Below are 17916 nucleotides of genomic sequence, written 5' to 3' on the forward strand. Positions count from 1 at the left end.
GGACGGGTTTCGCGTGGTCTCGGCATTCGCGATACCCGGCATTCCCTGACCCCGTTGCGATCTTCACCGGCGCCTCGTTAGCCGCACCAGTTCCGCTGGTTCTACCGCTGCGCCACGCCAGAGACGCAGCCTCGGAACAGCCCCGCACGCAGGTCCCGGGATCAGCAGGAGCCGACGTGACTGGACCCCGTGGCGACGTCGACCGGCACCGAGCACCCGAGCCGGTTCGCTGGTTTGTTGCCGCGCCCGGCCAACGCCGCAGCCGACCCACCGGCGGAACCGAGCCCCGAGTCCCGGACCGCCGCACGCGGCCTCGGCGTCAGCTCGACCCGACCGTCCCGGCCAACATGGCACGACCGGTCCCAGACTCGAGGAGGTGACTAGTGCGACTCCCCCGCCAGCCGCTCACTGAGCGCGCGACCACGTTCCGACTCCGGGAACCGCTCCAGCATCGCCCGCAACTCCGCAGCCTCGACGTTCGCCCCGAACGTCTCTGCGCCCGGCTCCAGGCGGACGCCCTCGGCGAGGCCGCCGGCCGGCACGGGGTCGAAGCCAAGCGAATCGACCACAGTGGACACTTCGACCACGTCCGCGGGGTTGTCGCCGGCGACGGCGATGGCCTTGCGGCCGGGGGTGCCGGCGGGGCGGGCCTCGTCTTCGAGGTCGTGGTAACCCATGTGGTTGAAGGCTTTCACGACGCGCGCGCCGGGCAGGAACTTCTGCACCGTCTCGCTCGTGGAGACCTCCAGGTCGGCGCGGTGACCGTCCACTTCCCACCAGTAGTTCATGGCGTCGATCACGAGCTTGCCGTCCAGCTCCGCCACCGGGATGCCGCGGTACTTGCCCAGCGGCAGCGCCAGGATCACGACGTCGGCCGAAGCGGCCTTGGCCGGTGTCGTGGCGACGGCGCCCGGGGCGAGGACCTCCACGGTGAGCGCGATCTTCTCCGGCGCGCCCGAGCCCGCGATCAGCACGCGATAGCCGGCCGCCACGGCCAGGCGCGCGAGGACCGTGCCGACCTTGCCCGCGCCGAGGATGCCCAGCGTCTGCGTCATTTCCCCTCCGCCAGCAGGTCCCGCACCATCGGGATCACCTTCGTGCCGTAGAGCTCCACCGCGTGCATCCGCGCGCTCGCCGGCTGCGAACCGCTGGAGTAGATGAGGTCGAACCGACCCACGTCCAGATCCTTGACCGCCCCGGCGATCTTGCGCGCGACCGTCTCCGGCGAGCCGATGTACATCGAGCCGTGCTCGATTTCGCTGTCGTACTCGGCGCGCTGGATCGGCGGCCACCCACGCAGCCGCCCGATGCGGTCGCGGATCACGCGGTAGCGCGGCCAGAACAGTTCGCGCGCTTCTTCGTCGGTGTCGGCGATGAAGCCGGGCGAGTGCATGCCGACCGGGTGCGCGGTCGTGCCGAACTCGGCGGCCGCCCGCCGGTAGAGGTCCACGTACGGTGCGAACCGCTTCGCCGGCCCGCCGATGATCGCGAGCATCAGCGGCAGCCCGTAGTGGGCGGTTCGGATCACCGACTGCGGCGACCCGCCGACACCGACCCACGTCGTCAGGCGGCCCGACTCCGTCTTGGGGAACACGTCGGCCGCGTCCAGCGCCGGGCGCAGCGTTCCGCTCCACGTCACGGGCTTCTCGTCGAGTAACCGAACGAACAGGTCGATTTTCTCTTCGAACAACTTGTCGTAGTCGGAGAGGTCATATCCGAACAACGGGAACGACTCCGTGAACGAACCACGTCCGAGAATGATCTCCGCCCGGCCATCCGACAGTGCGTCGACGGTCGCGAAACGTTGGAAAACGCGCACGGGATCATCGGAACTCAACACGGTCACCCCCGAAGACAGGTGAATCCGCGACGTGCGCGTGGCGATGCCCGCCAGCACCGTCTCCGGAGTGGTGATCGAGTACTCCGGCCGGTGGTGCTCGCCGAGCGCGATCACGTCCACGCCGATCTCGTCGGCGAGCACGGCCTCGTCGAGCACGTGCCGGATCGCGGCGGCGTAGGACATCGGCGTGCCGGCGTCGTCCTCCGGGACGTCGCCGAAGGTGTCGAGGCCGAAAACCAGGTCAGACATGGGAAGGCGCCTTCGTGAGCAGTTCGCGGACTCGCGGTGCGACCTCGCGGCCGAACAGCTCGATCGACCGGGCGCGGGCTTCGCGGGGCAGGTTCATGATGTCGTACTTCAGGTCGAAACGGCTGAGGCGCAGGTCACGCGCCATGGTCGCGATCTTGTTCGCGACGGTCTCCGGCGAGCCGACGAACAGCGCGCCACCCTCGATCTCCGCCAGGTACCGGCGGCGGTCCGGCTTGTAGAAGCCGCGTTCGGCCGCGAGCTTCGCGACCACCGGCTGCCAGTACTCCCACCACGTCTCGACGGCTTCGGAGTCGGTGTCCGCGATCAGGCCGAGCGAGTGCTGTCCGACGGGCAACACTGGCTGTTCGAATTGCGACAAAGCACGGTGGTAAAGCTCCACGTGCCCGGCGAACCGCTGCGGCCGGCCACCGATGATCGCGAGCATCAAAGGCAGCCCGTACTTCGCGGCACGCACGACGGAATCCGGGCTGCCGCCCACACCGATCCACGTCGGGATCCCGCCCGGGCGCATCCGCGGGTGCAGCGTCTGGTTCACCAGCGGCGCCCGCACGGTGCCCGACCACGTCACGGACTCCTCGCGTTGTAACCGCATGAACAATTCGAGTTTCTCTTCGAACAGGTGCTCGTAGTCGGCGAGGTCGTATCCGAACAACGGGAACGACTCCGTCGCCGACGCCCGCCCCAGCACCAGCTGCGCCCGGCCGTTGGACACGGCGTCCACGGTGGAGAAGTCGTGGTAGAGGCGGACGGGGTCGTTGGTGCTCAGGACCGTCACCGACGTGCCGAGCTTGATGCGCTCGGTCGCCGTCGCGACGGCCGCCAGGAGCACCGGTGTCGCGCTGTCGTTGTGGCCTTCGCGGTAGTGCTCGCCGACACTGAAGACGTCGAGGCCGGCTTCTTCGGCGAGGCGTGCCTCGTCGACGAGCAGGCGGACGGTCTCCGCGTCGCTCAGGGTGCGCGCTCCGTCGGTGGCGACTTCGCCGAAGGAGTTCAGCCCGAACTCGAAGCCGGGATTCTTCGTCATGCCACCAGGATGCGTCGGCGCGGGGGCCGCCTGCCGCTCCCTCTCATGGAGACCTTCAGCCATCGGCTTCGATGCGCCGGGTGATCTTGTCGGCCGCCGTCCGCAGGGTGCGCAGCTCCGATTCGGACAGCACGTCGTACACGAGCTCGCGCACACGCTCGACGTGGCCCGGGGCGGACTCGAGCACGTGCGCATAGCCGGCTTCGGTGAGCACGGCGTGGGTGTAGCGGCCGTCCTCCGGGTCGGGCTCGCGGTAGAGGAACCCGCGCTTCTCCAGCCGGCTGATGAGGTGCGACAGGCGGGAGAGCTCGGCGTTGGTCAGGATCGCCAGCTCGCTGAGCCGCATGCGCCGGCCGGGTTCCTCCGACAGCCCTGCCAGCGCGTAGTACTCGACGTAGCTGAGCTGGGCGTCTTCCCGCAGCTGCTTCTCCAGCTCGGTCGGCAGCCGGTGCAGCAGGTACGTGAACGAGCGCCACGTCTGCAGCTCTTCGGAGTCGAGCCACCGCGGGGTGGCCTGCCGGTGTGTCATGCGTCCCAGTCTAGCGCGTGACTTGAATGTTCAAGTACCGGTGCTCGATAGTTGACATGAACATTCAAGTCACACCTCCGGAAGGAACCGGCACAAGTGAGTAACCTGAAGATCGCCGTCATCCTCGGCAGCACCCGCCCGGGACGCAACGGCAAGCAGGTCGCCGACTGGGTCTTCGAGAAGGCCAAGGCCCGCACCGACGCGGACTACGAGCTCGTCGACCTGGCCGAGTTCCCGCTGCCCCACCTCGACGAGGCCCTGCCGCCCACCCTCGGCCAATACGCGGGCGAGCACACCAAGGCCTGGGCCGCGAAGATCGACTCCTACGACGGCTTCATCTTCGTGACGCCCGAGTACAACCACTCGACGTCCGCCGTCCTCAAGAACGCCATCGACTACCTCTACGCGGAGTGGAACAACAAGGCCGCGGCCTTCGTGTCCTACGGCTCCCTCGGCGGCGCCCGCGCGATCGAACACCTGCGCGCCATCTGCAGCGAGCTCCAGATCGCCCACGTGCGGCAGCAGCTGTCGTTCTCCCTGTTCACGGACTTCGAGAACTTCGCGTCCTTCGCCCCGGCCGCCCTCCACAACGACGCGGCCGACACGCTGTTCACCCAGCTCGAGACGTGGTCCGGCGCCCTCAAGGCGATCCGCGACTGAGGCTTTCGGCGGTGGGCACCGTGCCGGTGGTTCACCGGCGTGGCGCCCACTGTCCACAAAGTACTGAAGGTCAGCTCTACTTCCAGGTGCACCCACCGGAGGCCCAGCGCCTGTTACCCCCAAAGCGACACAATTCGGACGAGCACCGGTCCGCCACAGCGGTGTTGGCAGCTGGGGTTACTCCAGGTTTACGCTCACGACCATGCGATTCGCCATGAAGACTTCGCCCCAGAACACCGTCTGGGAGGACATGCTCGCGGTCTGGCAGGCGGCCGACGAGATCGAGCTGTTCGAATCCGGCTGGACGTTCGACCACTTCTACCCCATTTTCTCCGATTCGACCGGCCCCTGCATGGAGGGCTGGGTCACCCTGACCGCGCTCGCGCAGGCCACCAAGCGGTTGCGTCTGGGCACGCTCGTCAGCGGCATGCACTACCGCCACCCCGCGCTGCTCGCGAACATGGCCGCGACGCTCGACATCGTGTCCGGCGGGCGCCTGGAGGTCGGCATCGGCGCCGGCTGGAACGAGGAGGAGTCCGGCGCCTACGGCATGGAGCTGGGCACCCTCAAGGAACGCAGCGACCGGTTCGAGGAAGGCTGCGAGGTCTTGATCAGCCTGCTGACGAAGGAAACCACCACCTTTAAGGGCACGCACTACCGGCTCACCGACGCCCGCAACGAACCCAAGGGCGTCCAGAAGCCCCACCCGCCCATCTGCATCGGCGGCAGCGGCGAAAAGCGCACCCTGCGCACGGCCGCGAAGTACGCCGACCACTGGAACTTCACCGGCGGCACGCCCGAGCAGTTCGCCCACAAGCGCGACGTCCTGCACCGCCACTGCGCCGACATCGGCCGCGACCCGAGCGAGATCACGCTGTCCTCGCACGTGCGCCTCGAGCCCGACCTGGACTACGCCGCGGTCGCCAAGCAGGCCGAAGCCCTCGGCGAGGCCGGTCTCGACCTGGCGATCGTCTACCTGCCGCCGCCGCACACCCCCGCGGTGCTGGAGCCGCTGGCGAAGGCGCTCGAACCGCTGCGCTGATCTTTTCACCGGGGCCGCGCACGCATTTGTGCGCGGCCCCGCGGCGCGCGATCAGGGCCATTTCCGAAGCCCGTCCAATAGTCGCAACGCATCGAAGGTCGGCTTGGACAATTGACCGATGCTAAAATTCCGCCATGCCCGCTGACGAAAACGAAGATCTCCGAAAACGAGCCCGCACCGTCATGGCGGACCTCGCGCGTGAAGGCAACACCAAGGAACTCGCGGAGTTCATCGAGCACGGCCTGGACGTCAACTCCCTCGACGAGGCCGGCAATTCACTCCTCATGCTCGCCGCCTATCACGGGCGCGGCGAGACCGTCGGCTACCTGCTGCAGCACGGCGCCGATCCCGACATCTGCAACGCGCGCAACCAGTCGCCGATCGCGGGTGCGTTGTTCAAGGGCGAAACGGAAATCGTCGCGGCGTTGAAGAATGCGGGGGCCGATCTGGACGCCGGGACACCGAGCGCGCGGGAAGCCGCGAAAATGTTCGGGCAAAGCCTGTAAGAACGACCGTGCCCCCGTCGCGGCAAACGGCGACGGGGGCAACGGCCACAAAGGACTTACAGAGCGCCCAGGGCCTCACAGGCCTTCTGCACACCCTCACCGTAGGCCGGGTCGGCCTTGGTGCAGTTCTCGATGTGGCGCTGGACGGTTTCCTTGCGCGCACCCTTGATCGCGCGCGCCGTGTTCTCGAACAGGCGCTGCTGTTCGTCCGCGGACAGCAGGCGGAACAGGTTGCCCGGCTGCGTGAAGTAGTCGTCGTCGTCTTCGCGGAAGTTGAAGTGGTCCGCGGTCGAGCCGACGGCCTGGGCCGGGTCGGCGTAGGCGGGCTGTTCCTGCCAGCGGCCGAAGTTGTTCGGCTCGACGCCCGGGACGCCACCCTGGTTGCCGTCGACGCGCATGGCACCGTCGCGGTGGTAGGTGTTGACCAGCTTGGCGCCGCGCGGGTAGTTGACCGGGATCTGGTGGTGGTTCACGCCGACGCGGTAACGGGCGGCGTCGCCGTAGGAGAACAGGCGGCCCTGCAACATCTTGTCCGGGCTGAACGAGATGCCGGGAATCAGGTTCGCCGGGGTGAAGGCGGCCTGCTCGACGTCCTGGAAGTAGTTGTCCGGGTTGCGGTTGAGCTCGAACTCGCCGACCTCGATCAGCGGGTAGTCCTTCTTGTTCCACACCTTCGTCAGGTCGAACGGGTGGAAGCGGTACGTCGCCGCGTCGGCCTCGGGCATGATCTGCACGAACAGCTTCCACTTCGGGAAGTCGCCGCGCTCGATGGCGTCGAAGAGGTCGCGCTGGTTCGACTCGCGGTCGGCGGCGATGACGGCGCCGGCTTCCTCGTCGGTCAGGTTCTCGATGCCCTGCTGGGTGCGGAAGTGGAACTTGACCCAGTTCCGCTCGCCCGCGGCGTTGATGAGGCTGTAGGTGTGCGAGCCGAAGCCGTGCATGTGCCGGTACGACTTGGGGATGCCGCGGTCGGTCATGATGATCGTGACCTGGTGCAGCGCCTCGGGCAGGTTCGTCCAGTAACCCCAGTTGTTCTCCGGGTCACGCAAGTTGGTGCGCGGGTCACGCTTCACCGCGCGGTTGAGGTCGGGGAACTTCAGCGGGTCACGGTGGAAGAACACCGGCGTGTTGTTGCCGACGACGTCCCAGTTGCCCTCTTCGGTGTAGAAACGCAGGGCGAAACCACGGATGTCCCGCTCGGCGTCGGCCGCGCCACGCTCACCCGCGACGCTCGAGAACCGCGCGAACATCTCGCACTCGTTGCCGACCTTGGCGAAGATCGCGGCCTTCGAGTACTGCGAAATGTCGTGCGTGACGCGGAAAGTGCCCCACGCGCCGGAGCCCTTGGCGTGCATGCGGCGCTCCGGGATGACCTCGCGGTCGAAGTGCGCCAGCTTCTCGATGAGCCACAGGTCCTGCAGCAGCACCGGGCCGCGCGGGCCGGCGGTGACGCTGTTCTGGTTGTCCACGACCGGCGCACCCGCCGCCGTCGTCAGCGGTTTGGTGTTTTCCTCGAAAGCCACTTCATCTCCTTCAGGTGGTGGACAGTCAGTTTTCGTTGCAGGAAGGGCAAAGGCCCCAGTACGTCACTTCGGCCTCGTCGATGACGAACCCGTTGGTGGTCGCCGGCGTCAGACAGGGCCGCTCCCCCACGGCGCAGTCGACGTCGGCGACCGAACCACAGCGACGGCACACCACGTGGTGGTGGTTGTCGCCCGTGCGCACCTCGAACCGCGCCGGCGACCCGGCCGGCTCGATGCGCCGCACGAGCCCCACTTCCCCCAACGCGGCGAGGATGTCGTACACCGCCTGCGTCGACACCGCGCCGAGCTCGGAGCGCACCGCGCGGACCACGGCCTCGACATCCGCGTGGGGCCGCTGCGCCACCGCGTGCAGCACGGCGGTCCGCTGCTTGGTGACTCGCAGTGAGACACCCCGCAGACGTTCCGCAGGATCGGTGGCCGGCATGAGGGCATCAGACCACGTTTTCTGGAACAAGTCCAGACTAGAGACTGGGCACGTTCAAGTGAATCGAAGTGCTCATCTGAGCAAGGTGTGTGACTTCGGCACCACCTTGACCAGGGCAGACTGTGCGCGGCCGACCAAGGGTTGACGTTTTGGCGACGCGTCCGTGGTCGGATTCGCACATCCGGTGAGATGGTAGTCACAAAAGTTGATCACCGGTGAGACTTGAGTGTGCGTTCTCGCGCATGAGTACACAAAGTGATGACAGCGCTGACGGTGGGTGCGCCCTTCGGATGGTCACACCCTCCACCAGCGGCAACCGGATCACACCGTCAGAACCCCTCGACATCGCCTTCCAGCGCTGCCGCGCGGAAAGCCTCCGCCAGCCGCGCCGTGGCGTCCGACGGGCGGCCCGGCAGTCGAGCGAGCAGGATGCGCCGCTGTTCGGAAGGGCCACCACGCACGGGGAGGACGCGGACGCCGGGCGGGAGCGCCGGGGTGAGGGCGGCGGGCACGGTCGTGATGCCGCAGCCGGCGGCGACGAGGTGGAGCTTGGCGAGCCAGTCGCGCGCGGTGTGGGCGATGTCGGGGCGCTCGTCGAGGCCGGGCCAGACGCCCATGACGGGCTCGTTGCGGGAGCCGGCGATCCAGCGCCGGCCGGACAGGTCTGCGACATCGATGAACTCGCCGCGCGCGAGCGGGTGGGTGGTCGACACGGCGACGCACAGGTTGCGTTCGGCGAGAATCTGCACCCGCAGCGCCGGGGTTTCGCTGTCAGGCGGGCGGAACGGCGGCGTCGACGCGATCAGCGCCAGGTCCAACGTGCCCGCACGCAAGGCGCGGACCAGCGCGGGGGTGCTGCCTTCGCGCGTGGTCACGGTGATGCCCGGGTGCGCGCGGCGCAGCTCCGCCAGCGCGCGGGGCACCAGGGCAGCGCCCGCGCTGGCGAACCAGCCGAGCCGGACGCTGCCGTGCCCCTCGGGCAAGCCGACGAGGTCGCGCGCCGCGGCGTCCACCTCGTCGACGACGGCGGCCGCGCGGCGCACGACCAGCCGCCCGGCGGAGGTGAGGCGCACACCGTCGTGACGGCGCTCGACGAGCTGGGTCCCCGCCGCGCGCTCCAGCGACGCGATCTGCCGTGAGATGGCAGACTGCGTATAACCGAGAGCCGCTGCTGCCGCGGTGAACGAGCCTCGCTCGGCCACCTCGCGGAACACCCGCAGCGAGGTCAGCGACGCGTCGGTGAATGCCATGACAGCTACGCATACCAGACTCGGTGAACTTTCGCTGGCCGCATGCCCTGTGGCTGCTTGGCGTGAAAGTGCGACCTCCATTCAGACTCCCTTTGGCTTCGCCGGCGTCGCGGCAGAGGTGGCCGAACACGTAGACCTCGGCGGGAGGCGCGCGGTCGTGATCGGGGCAGCGTCCGGGATCGACACGGAGACCTCTTCGGGATCTTCGCCAGGTCGTGGGGCCACACAAACGGCCGCGGCAGCGAAACTGTCCCGCCCGAACTGATGAAGGCGCCGGAGCACGGCCCGGCGATGCCGGTACTGGTCGCCACGTCTCAACTGCCGACCTGGAACCTCACGGAAGACCTGGTGCGAGCATGGCCGCCGCGCTGATCACTGGAGCCCCACGAGCGCCAGTTGACCCGCTATGGAGCCGCATTGCCATAGGCATTGCGCTGGCGTGGTCTTAAAGCGACAGCCTGAGTGAAAAGAACACCATGCGCGTGTCCGTCCACGCACTCCGGAAGAGGCCGTGCCCTGAGACGGTCTGCGACCGGCCGTAGGGGGCAGAGATGGGCGTCGCGCTCGGCGAGGACATGAGTCCAGGGTGTTCTGGGGCGGTACCCGCAGACGGTTTTCGGGCGCTGTCACAGGATCGTGACGTTCCGGTCGAGGTGCGTGCACACAGGGTGAGGAGTCTGAGCGGGTTCTGTGATCCGCAGATGAGAGGGAGCCCGTTGAAACTCCGAAGTGTGCTGGCCGCCGTGGCGGCCGCGTTGTCCGTGACCGCGTTGGGTGTTGCTCCGGCATCAGCGATTGTTGGCGGAGTCCCATCTCCGCGTGCGTATCCGTTCACCGGGTCGCTGAACCGACCGGCCGACTCGCCGCGGCCCGACGGGCACGTGTGCGGGGTGACGCTGGTCGCGCCCCAGTGGGTGGTGACGGCGTCGCACTGTGCGCGCAACGATCTCGAGACCCAGGTCGGCTATCCGCACGACTGGTCGGTGCGGCTGGGGTCGGTGAGCGCGTCGTCGGGTGGTGAGGTGATCCCGGTCGAGAAGTTCGTGCGCCGTTCGAACGGCACCCTCCCGCACATCTTCGGAAAGGACATCGCGCTGCTGAAGCTGGCGCACTCGGCGAAGGCCGCGCCGATCAAGATCAGCGCGAAGGCCCCGGCGCCGGGCACGCAAGCGCGCATCATGGGCTGGGGCATGACCTGCAACCAGTCCGCGCCCCAGTGTTACCCCGACCACCTGCGCGAGGCCGACACTGTTGTCCAGCAAACATCGACCTGTCAGGTTTCGCTCAGCGACTTGTGCATCGGCGCACTCGACGGCAAGGTCGGCCCCACCAACATGGACTCCGGAGGCCCGGCGCTCGTGAAGGAAGGCGGCGCGTGGACGCTCGCGGGTGTCGTCAGCGGTGGTGACAACGGGCCCGGGATCTACACGAACGTGCCCGCGTACGCCGACTGGGTGCGCGAAACCATCGCGGAACGCCACCCGACGCTCGAGGGCGCCGTCAACCTGGGCTCGTGCGCGGGATCGCTGGTCCGCAAGGCCGGCGCGGGTCCGGATGACCCCGCCCTCCTGCTGACCAACGGCCACTGCATCGCCGGCGACCACCCCGCCGTGGGCTCGGCGGTGACCGAGCGCGCGGAGGCCCGCGACGCCGCGGTGCTGTCCGCGTCGGGCGGGATCAAGACGACGCTGCGCACCACGAAGCTGTTGTACGCCACCATGACCGGCACCGACGTCGCCCTGTACCAAGTGGACAAGACCTACGCGCAGCTCGCCGCCGCCGGCGCGAAGATCTTCGACCTCGGCACGAGCGAACCCCAGCAGGCCGACCAGCTCGACGTCCTTTCGGGCACCCGCGGGAAGACCTGGGCGTGTTCGGTCGCGAACATCGTCCCGGAACTCCGCGAGGGCGGCTACACGCAGCACAACGCGATCCAGTACAGCGAAGACTGCACCCCCGGCAGCGGCGACTCCGGCTCGCCCGTGCTCGACCCGCACACCGGCCAGGTCGTGGGCATCCACAACACCTCCAACGGCCTGGGCAAGGTGTGCGAGGTGGACAACCCTTGCGAGGTCGACGAGAACGGCGTGGTCACCGTCCACATGGGCCGGTCGTACGGACAGCAGACCGCCGGGATCCCGGCCTGCCTCGGCGCGGGGTCGACGGTGGACCTTTCGTTGGCCGGATGCGAGCTGACGAAGCCGAAGGCTTGAGGTGGTGACCCCGGACTGCTCGGCGGTCCGGGGTCACTCCCAGTTCGTGGTGGACCCGCACATTCGACGGTCATGGAACGCCGAGACACTTCCTCGGGACCACGGATCACCCTATCTCGGCCGAAAAGGGACAATAGGGATGATAGGGATGATCACGAGTAGATCTCCAAGACGGGGATCTCCCCGAAGATCGGGCAGGATTCGGGGCATGCGTTTGCCCAGAAGACTCATCGCCGTCGCCTTTGTGGTGGCGGCCGCCGCGGGGTGTTCGAATGGTGGAGACGGGACGCTGGTGGCGCCACCGCCGAGCGGGAGCACGGCGCCCGAAACGACCACCACCACGAGTTCCGCTCCCTCGACGTCGTTCGTGCCGGCCGCGTCGCCCGCGCGGTTGAGTGCGGCGTGTCCGTTGTTGGACGCCGCCGAGATCGCGCGGGCGCTCACCAACGGGGACACCTACGACAGCAGCGAAGAATCCCCCACAACCGAAAACGGCCTTACTTCATACACCTGCGAATACCACCGTTCCGACGAGCCGAGTTACGAATGGGCGAGCCTGACCGTCCTTGCCGCGCCAGGGAATCCTTCGCAGAAGACGGCGCTGCAGGTGTCCACACAGGAATGCGCTGACAAGCCGCAGACCCTCAGTGAAGCCGCCGTCTACTGCACCAACACGGACAACGGCACCGACATCACCGTGGCCAAGCCGAGTCACGGCGAGACCCGCGTCGTCTTGCTCTCGCTCACCCTGAGGCCGAGCGACGCGTCCCGCGACAGTTACGCATCGCTCGCGAAGACTGTGGCCGGGAGGTTGTGATCAGCGCAGTGCCGGGGCGAGCGCCACGAGGTGGTCGATGCCTGGGCCGAATTCCGTGCCCACGGGGGAAAGCAGGGTGACGTGGTCGGCGCCGGCGTCGAGGTGGGCTTGGACGGCGGCGGCGACGTGGTCCGGGCCGTCGTATGCGACGAGGGTCCGGACCAGGTCGTCGGTGGGCTCGGCGGGGTAACCGAGGTCCGTGAGTGTCGCCCGAAACGCGGGGCGGTCGAGCCAGTTCGAGACGGTTTGGCGGGCCGTCTCGACCGAGTCGGCGATCGACAGCGCCACGACCAGGAGTTTGTCCGGGCCCAACGTCTGCCGGGCTAGAGCCGTGTGTTGTGGAGGAAGGCCGGCGGGGAGCGCGCCGTCGGCGATGTCGGCGGCGAGGGAGAGCATCTTGGGGCCGTTGGCGCCCAGGATGAGTGGGTACGGGGCATCCGGGGCGGGTGGCCAGGTTTCGGCCGCCATTCCTTCCACATAGGACCGCATGGTGGCCAGTGCAGTCCCGAAAGGACGGTCCACACTCGACGCCTGCTGCGGGTAGCCGACGCCCAGGCCGAGTGTGAACCGGCCCGGGAAAGCCTGCGCCAGGAAGGAAGCGGCGGCGTGCGCGGTCTGGGGCGCCCGGGCCCAGATGTTGGCGACGCAGGTGCCGAACGCCAGCGTCTCGGTGGCGCCCAGGAGCACCGCCAGCTGGGCGAGGGCGTCTTTGCCGATGACCTCGTTGGTCCACGCCGCGTGGTAGCCGGCGCGTTCCAGGCGGCGCACGGCGGCGCGTTGGTCGTCGGCGGATGGGGTGCTGGTGAAGGTGACCGGAAGGCAGACGCCGACCGGGCCGGCTTCGAACGTGGCCATCAGCGGGCGAAGTAGTGGCCGGCGTCCAAATCGGACAGCAGGCCGGGATGCGCCGGCTGCCAGTCGAACTGGTCCTGCGTGCCGACGCTCGACGCCGGCATGTCCGCGGCGAAGATCGGGCCCAGCCAGCCGAAGTGCTCGGCCGACTGTTCGGCCGGGACGGACTCGACCGGCAGGCCGAGGTGCTTGCCGATGCGCTCGGCGATCTCGCGCACGGGGATGCCCTCGTCGCCGACGGCGTGCAGGCGCGTGCCCGCCGGGGCGTGTTCGAGGGCGAGGCGGTAGAGCCGCGCGGCGTCCAGGCAGTGGACGGCGGGCCAGCGGTTCGCGCCGTCGCCGGGGTAAGCCGAAACGCCGCGCGTGCGGGCGGTTTCGATGAGCAAGGGGATGAAGCCGTGGCGATCCTCGTCGCTGTGGACCGACCGGGGCAACCGCACGACGGAGCCGCGGACTCCCCGCGTTGCGAGCGAAACCACGATCTCTTCGGACGCGAACCGGCCGGCCGCGAGGCTGCCGCCTTCGGGGACGGTGTCCTCGGTCGCGACGCCGCCGGGGGTGGCCGGGGTGCCGGAGCTGATCACGAACGGGCGGCCCGTGCCGGCCAGGGTTTCGCCGATGGTCTCGATCGCCAGGCGGTCGGTGCCGACGGAGCGCTCGAAGTCGCTGAAGTCGTGGACGAACGCGATGTGGACCACGCCGTCGGCCGCGGCGGCGCCGGTGCGCAGGCTGTCGAGGTCTTCGAGGCTGCCGCGGTGGACCTCGGCGCCGGCGGCGGTCAGCTTGGCGGCCGACGCGTCGGAGCGGGCCAGGCCGAGCACCTGGTGGCCGGCGCCGAGCAGCTCACGCACGACCGCGGTGCCGATGAACCCGGTCGCGCCGGTGACAAACACACGCATGGTGTTGCTCCTCAAACAAGGGATGCTCTGGTTCTTCCACCCTGCCGTCGGATCCCGCACATCGGCCAATGAAACCTTCGTATTGCGCAATACGCTTCGCGCATCACCGCAGGTAGAATTCGCACATGCCCGAACATCCGGTCGACCTCGACCTCCGGCTGGTGCACTGCTTCACGGTCGTCGCGGAGCACCGGCACTTCGGCCGCGCTGCCGAGGCCTTGCACGTGACGCAGCCTTCACTGAGCCGGCAAATCCGCCGTCTCGAGCAGCAGCTCGGCGCGCGGCTGCTGGACCGCACGCCGCAGGGCAGCCGGCTCACGGAGGCGGGCGAGGTGTTCCTGCCGCAGGCGAAGGCGTTGCTGCGCACGGCGGCCCAGACCATCACGCGCACGCGGGCCGCCGCGCAGCCCAGCCGGCTGGCCGTCGGGTACGCGGGCGGGCTCATCGTCACGCCGGCCGTGCGGGAGATGCGCCACCGGCACCCGGAGGCCGACGTGCAGACGCTGCACATCGCGTTCGACGACGTGCCGGCTTCGCTGCTGGAGCACCGGGTCGACGTTGTGGTGAGCCGTCTGCCGTTCGCGACCGAAGGGCTCCACGTCACGGTGCTTTTCGATCAGCCGCGTGTGGTTATTCTCCCACTCGATCACCGCCTGGCGGGTAAGGAGTCGGTGAGCATCAACGACATCGCCGACGAGCCGCTGCCGCGCATGCGGGACATCGACCCGGCGTGGAGCGCGTACTGGCGCATCGAACCGCGGCCCAACGGCCGGCCGGTGCGCGACGGGCCGGTGATCGAAGCGCTGGAGGACAAGTTCGAGCTGGTCGCGTCCGGTCAGGCCGTGGCCATTTCCGCAGGTCACGACGTGCGCTTCCTGCGCCCCGACCTGACCTCGGTCGTACTGGAGGACGTCGAACCGGCGCACGTCGTGCTCGCCACCCGCGCCGACGACCGCAGCCGCCTCGTCGCGGCTTTCCGGAAGTACGCGCAAACACACCTCACGGGCCGCTAAAGTGAACGGGAGTTGAACGAAAGGGTTGCCACCGTGCGCTGACTCCCCGCTCTCGCGGCCGGACCGCCGCTCCCGCGACACGACCCCGTTCCTGCGCACCCCGAGGGACCCCGATGAGCACCGAGAACCACACCGTGCGGCAGTGGCGAGCGCCGAAAACGGTGGCAGAACTGGCGGCCGGCCCGGCCTGGACCGTCGAGCGCAGCCCCACGACCGGCCAGTGGAGCACGGCGGAGTGGCGCCACGGCACCTGGCAGATCGGCCTGACACCGGTGCGCCACGGCGTGATCGCGGCCATGCTGTGGTCCCGGGACAAACTGGTGGAACACACGCGCGGCGGCGAGGCCACGATCTGCGAGAAGGTGACTGGCTGGCTGGAGGAGATCGCGCGCAAGGCGTGACTCCCCAGGGCGTGCGACTGTTGCGCTGCCGGACGCCGGATGCAGGTCGATGGACGTCGGGCTGGGCGGGAATCTCAGTGGCGCGTTCAGCGAGCCGATTGCGAGGCTCGCTGCCCCGGCGCTGGGGTGCTCGCGGATAGCGGCCGCGCGGCGCCCGAACGGTTGCCCCCAGCAAGACAGCCACGCCAGATCCCTCGCGCCCCAGGGCAGTCCGGTCGAAGCTCGCGGAAGCCGGCCGAGCGACACGGTGAACAGCGAGACCTCAGCGTGGTAGCCGCGGCGCAGCGTAAGGGCGATCTCCCCGGTGCGACGCACCAATCGGCGGTGCGGGGCGCGGTGCAACCCGGGCCGCGGCGGCTGGAGGAGGTGGTGCGGGAAGGCCCGCACCACCCCGCACTCAGCGGTGTTCGGTGATGCTCGGTGGTGCTCAGTAGTCCTCGGGGTCGTCGACCACGTGGACGGCGGCTTCTTCCGCCGAGGCGGCGCCGCCGTCGAGGCCGACGTCGGAGGCGTAGAGCTCGGCGTCGGAGTCTTCGCCGGTGCCCTCGTCGGCAGCGACCAGGCGGCCGGCGCGGAAGTCGCCGAGTTCGTCGTCGATGAGTTCGCCGTCGGTGTCCTCGCTGTCGCCGAGGTCGTCGCCCTCCTCGGGCTGCACGTCGGGCACCTCGCGGGCCAGGCGGCCCTCCCAGCTTTCGCCCTCGCGCTCCTCCTCGGGCGTGGTGCCGAACTCGTCGACCTCGTACGGCTTCTCCGGCGGCGAGTAGCCCTCGTCGTACGGATCGCCGTCCTCGAGGGTGTCTTCAGGGTCGAGCACGCCGGTGTCGGCGTTGTCCTCGATGTCGTCGTCCACGGACGGCTCCTCTCTCCGGGCGCACCCAGTCTCGCGCCCGAGTCGGGAAGTTACCAGGCGAGCCCGCGCGCGGTTGTTCAGCGCGGCTGGAGGATGCCGGACGAGATCGTCGACGCGGTGAGGTGCTTGTAGCCCACGCTGGGAAAGTAAACGAGCAACTCGTGTTCGTCCTGGGACAACAGTTGTCCGTCTCCCCACAGGCGGTGGTGCACGGGAGCACCGCCGGAGACGTCGGCGCGCTGGTGCTCGGTGGTGTGCGCCGCACGGTCGTTGTCGCAGTTCTCACACGGGGGTGTGTAGTTCTCACCGAAGTATGCGAGGAGTTCCGCACGGCGGCACCGCGTGCTTTCGGCGTACGAGCGCGCGGCCTCGATCCGGCTGGCGAGCACGGCCTGCCGGCGCCGATCGAGGTCCACGAGCTGGTCGGCGAGCTGGGCCGGTGGTGTGAGTTCGTGTTCGCATTCCACCATGCGGTGGTGGCCCGACCCCGTGACGCCCACGAACCCCAGCTCCGCCAGCTCGTTGACCACCCGCTCGACGGCGTGGGCGGGCACCCCGGCGCTGGCGGTCAGGTCGGTGAGCGCCGCTTGCCGAGGCGAGTTCTCGACCGCGTCGACGACCAGGTGCACGGTCTCCTCGCCCAGGTGCGTGCGGGCGGCGAGCAGGCGCGGGATGCGGATGGTCCGCGGGTCGTGCACGAGGACGGCCACCGCGGGTTCCCCGTCACGGCCGGCGCGGCCGATCTCCTGGTAGTAGTCGTCGATGCTCGCGGGCACCCCGGCGTGCACGACCGTGCGGATGTCGGGCTTGTCGATCCCCATCCCGAACGCGCTCGTGGCCACGACGACGTCCAGCTTCCCGGCGAAGAAGTCGTCCTGCACCTGCGCGCGGGCGGCCGCCGTCATGCCGCCGTGGTACGGCGCCGAGCGGAAGGCGTCGAGGCGCAGGCGATCGGCGAGGGACTCGCAGCGGGCGTGGGTGAGCGCGTAGACGAGGGCCGGGGTGTCGTGCTGGATGAGGACGTCGACGCACCGGTCGTCGACGGCCCGGGCCTCCGGTTTGCTGGGCTGCGTCGGGCGCATCGAGAGCGAGATGTTGGGCCGGTCGAAGTCGGCGACCACCACCTGAGGGTCGCGCATCCCCAGCCGGCGCGTGATGTCCGCCTGCACGGGCGGCGACGCCGTGGCCGTGAGCGCGAGGATCGGCGGCCGGCCGAACTCGGCGACCGCGTCGGTCAGCCGCAGGTACTCGGGGCGGAACTCCTGTCCCCATTCGCTCACCAGATGTGCTTCGTCCACCACGAACAACGTGACATTGGTGATCGCCGCACGCGTCTCGGCGTTCGTGAGCTGCTCGGGGCCCAGGAAGACGAAGTCCAGCTCGCCCTTCTCCAGCCGCGCCAGCGTCTCGCGGCGCTCGTGGACCTTCTGGCTGGAGTTGAGGAGCTCGGCATTGATGGTGCGGTCGCCGTACGGGCGACCCGCGATGGACCGGAGCTGGTCGCGCTGCAACGCGATGAGCGGCGAAATGACCACGGTCAGCCCGCCTCGGGCGAGGCCGGCGACCTGGTAGATGGCGCTTTTCCCGCTGCCCGTGGGCAGCACGGCCAACGTGTCCTGGCCCGCCGTGACGGCGTCGGCCGCCTGCACCTGTGAGGGCCGAAGTGCGAAATCGAACAACGCACCCGCGACGTCGGTGGGATTCGGACGTGAGCTGGTCATGGTGTCGAAGGTACTGTGCCGGCCCGGACGGCCCGGTCGTCACCACGGCCGGGCGCCCGGA

At 69.0% G+C, this 17916-nt stretch carries 18 protein-coding genes; 7 read left to right on the forward strand and 11 right to left on the reverse strand.

Annotation, left to right across the window (positions count from 1 at the left end):
- Positions 1 to 380: 380 nt before the first annotated feature.
- From ACQPXB_RS38085 to ACQPXB_RS38100, 4 genes are read right to left on the reverse strand one after another with little or no spacing between them, the layout of a single operon-like run.
- Complete coding sequence (locus ACQPXB_RS38085; protein ID WP_432846469.1) at positions 381 to 1055, reverse strand: NADPH-dependent F420 reductase; 675 nt, start codon at positions 1053 to 1055, stop codon at positions 381 to 383.
- The gene (locus ACQPXB_RS38090) at positions 1052 to 2089 is read right to left on the reverse strand and encodes an LLM class flavin-dependent oxidoreductase (protein ID WP_386947395.1); all 1038 of its coding nucleotides are present in this window, start codon (positions 2087 to 2089) and stop codon (positions 1052 to 1054) included. Before ACQPXB_RS38090 ends, ACQPXB_RS38085 begins: the two co-directional genes overlap by 4 nt.
- Positions 2082 to 3134 carry an LLM class flavin-dependent oxidoreductase gene (locus ACQPXB_RS38095; RefSeq protein WP_386947394.1) on the reverse strand — a complete coding sequence of 351 codons (1053 nt, stop codon included), beginning with the start codon at positions 3132 to 3134 and terminating at the stop codon, positions 2082 to 2084. Before ACQPXB_RS38095 ends, ACQPXB_RS38090 begins: the two co-directional genes overlap by 8 nt.
- 55 nt (positions 3135 to 3189) lie before the next feature.
- Positions 3190 to 3663 carry a MarR family winged helix-turn-helix transcriptional regulator gene (locus tag ACQPXB_RS38100; RefSeq protein WP_366587347.1) on the reverse strand — a complete coding sequence of 158 codons (474 nt, stop codon included), beginning with the start codon at positions 3661 to 3663 and terminating at the stop codon, positions 3190 to 3192.
- A 96-nt stretch (positions 3664 to 3759) separates the two neighbouring features.
- Between ACQPXB_RS38100 and ACQPXB_RS38105 the strand changes: the two genes are divergently transcribed.
- From ACQPXB_RS38105 to ACQPXB_RS38115, 3 genes are all read left to right on the forward strand, one after another.
- Complete coding sequence (locus tag ACQPXB_RS38105) at positions 3760 to 4323, forward strand: NADPH-dependent FMN reductase (RefSeq protein ID WP_366587345.1); 564 nt, start codon at positions 3760 to 3762, stop codon at positions 4321 to 4323.
- A 202-nt stretch (positions 4324 to 4525) separates the two neighbouring features.
- The gene (locus tag ACQPXB_RS38110) at positions 4526 to 5365 is read left to right on the forward strand and encodes an LLM class F420-dependent oxidoreductase (protein WP_432846473.1); all 840 of its coding nucleotides are present in this window, start codon (positions 4526 to 4528) and stop codon (positions 5363 to 5365) included.
- Positions 5366 to 5499: 134 nt separating this feature from the next.
- Positions 5500 to 5871, forward strand: coding sequence for an ankyrin repeat domain-containing protein (locus tag ACQPXB_RS38115; protein WP_432846474.1), 372 nt, complete (start codon positions 5500 to 5502; stop codon positions 5869 to 5871).
- A gap of 56 nt (positions 5872 to 5927) precedes the next feature.
- On the opposite strand, the gene ACQPXB_RS38120 is transcribed toward ACQPXB_RS38115, so the two are convergent.
- The 3 genes from ACQPXB_RS38120 to ACQPXB_RS38130 all read right to left on the reverse strand — a co-directional run bounded on the left by ACQPXB_RS38120 (position 5928) and on the right by ACQPXB_RS38130 (position 9089).
- The gene (locus ACQPXB_RS38120) at positions 5928 to 7394 is read right to left on the reverse strand and encodes a catalase (protein WP_432846476.1); all 1467 of its coding nucleotides are present in this window, start codon (positions 7392 to 7394) and stop codon (positions 5928 to 5930) included.
- Between the two features lie 25 nt (positions 7395 to 7419).
- On the reverse strand, positions 7420 to 7839 hold the full coding sequence (locus tag ACQPXB_RS38125; protein WP_366587337.1) for a Fur family transcriptional regulator: 420 nt from the start codon (positions 7837 to 7839) through the stop codon (positions 7420 to 7422).
- A gap of 329 nt (positions 7840 to 8168) precedes the next feature.
- Positions 8169 to 9089 (reverse strand): LysR family transcriptional regulator, encoded by a 921-nt coding sequence (locus ACQPXB_RS38130; RefSeq protein WP_432846478.1) that lies wholly within the window; start codon positions 9087 to 9089, stop codon positions 8169 to 8171.
- Positions 9090 to 9790: 701 nt separating this feature from the next.
- On the opposite strand from ACQPXB_RS38130, the gene ACQPXB_RS38135 reads away from it, so the two are divergent.
- Both ACQPXB_RS38135 and ACQPXB_RS38140 read left to right on the forward strand, forming a co-directional pair.
- Complete coding sequence (locus ACQPXB_RS38135; protein WP_432846480.1) at positions 9791 to 11302, forward strand: trypsin-like serine protease; 1512 nt, start codon at positions 9791 to 9793, stop codon at positions 11300 to 11302.
- Positions 11303 to 11510: 208 nt separating this feature from the next.
- On the forward strand, positions 11511 to 12119 hold the full coding sequence (locus ACQPXB_RS38140; RefSeq protein WP_432846482.1) for a hypothetical protein: 609 nt from the start codon (positions 11511 to 11513) through the stop codon (positions 12117 to 12119).
- On the opposite strand, the gene ACQPXB_RS38145 is transcribed toward ACQPXB_RS38140, so the two are convergent.
- Both ACQPXB_RS38145 and ACQPXB_RS38150 read right to left on the reverse strand, forming a co-directional pair.
- Positions 12120 to 12974, reverse strand: a complete 855-nt coding sequence (locus ACQPXB_RS38145) for an LLM class flavin-dependent oxidoreductase (RefSeq protein ID WP_432846484.1) — start codon at positions 12972 to 12974, stop codon at positions 12120 to 12122. It abuts the gene before it with no gap.
- Positions 12974 to 13870: an SDR family oxidoreductase gene (locus ACQPXB_RS38150; RefSeq protein ID WP_432846485.1), complete on the reverse strand. Its 897-nt coding sequence runs from the start codon at positions 13868 to 13870 to the stop codon at positions 12974 to 12976. The genes ACQPXB_RS38145 and ACQPXB_RS38150 overlap by 1 nt, the downstream gene beginning before the upstream one ends.
- Before the next feature lie 125 nt (positions 13871 to 13995).
- Here ACQPXB_RS38150 and ACQPXB_RS38155 point away from each other — a divergent pair, with 125 nt between their 5' ends.
- On the forward strand, positions 13996 to 14883 hold the full coding sequence (locus tag ACQPXB_RS38155) for a LysR family transcriptional regulator (RefSeq protein WP_432846487.1): 888 nt from the start codon (positions 13996 to 13998) through the stop codon (positions 14881 to 14883).
- A gap of 113 nt (positions 14884 to 14996) precedes the next feature.
- A complete protein-coding gene (locus ACQPXB_RS38160; RefSeq protein ID WP_432846489.1) occupies positions 14997 to 15284 on the forward strand; it encodes a hypothetical protein in 288 nt (95 codons plus the stop codon).
- 427 nt (positions 15285 to 15711) lie between these two features.
- Here the strand turns inward: ACQPXB_RS38160 and ACQPXB_RS38165 are convergent, their stop codons facing one another.
- On the reverse strand, positions 15712 to 16134 hold the full coding sequence (locus ACQPXB_RS38165) for a DUF5709 domain-containing protein (RefSeq protein WP_366587321.1): 423 nt from the start codon (positions 16132 to 16134) through the stop codon (positions 15712 to 15714).
- A 77-nt stretch (positions 16135 to 16211) separates the two neighbouring features.
- Complete coding sequence (locus tag ACQPXB_RS38170; RefSeq protein ID WP_432846491.1) at positions 16212 to 17855, reverse strand: RecQ family ATP-dependent DNA helicase; 1644 nt, start codon at positions 17853 to 17855, stop codon at positions 16212 to 16214.
- Positions 17856 to 17916 lie beyond the last annotated feature (61 nt).

The sequence above is a fragment of the Amycolatopsis sp. CA-161197 genome (assembly GCF_050942255.1).
Taxonomy (GTDB): domain Bacteria; phylum Actinomycetota; class Actinomycetes; order Mycobacteriales; family Pseudonocardiaceae; genus Amycolatopsis.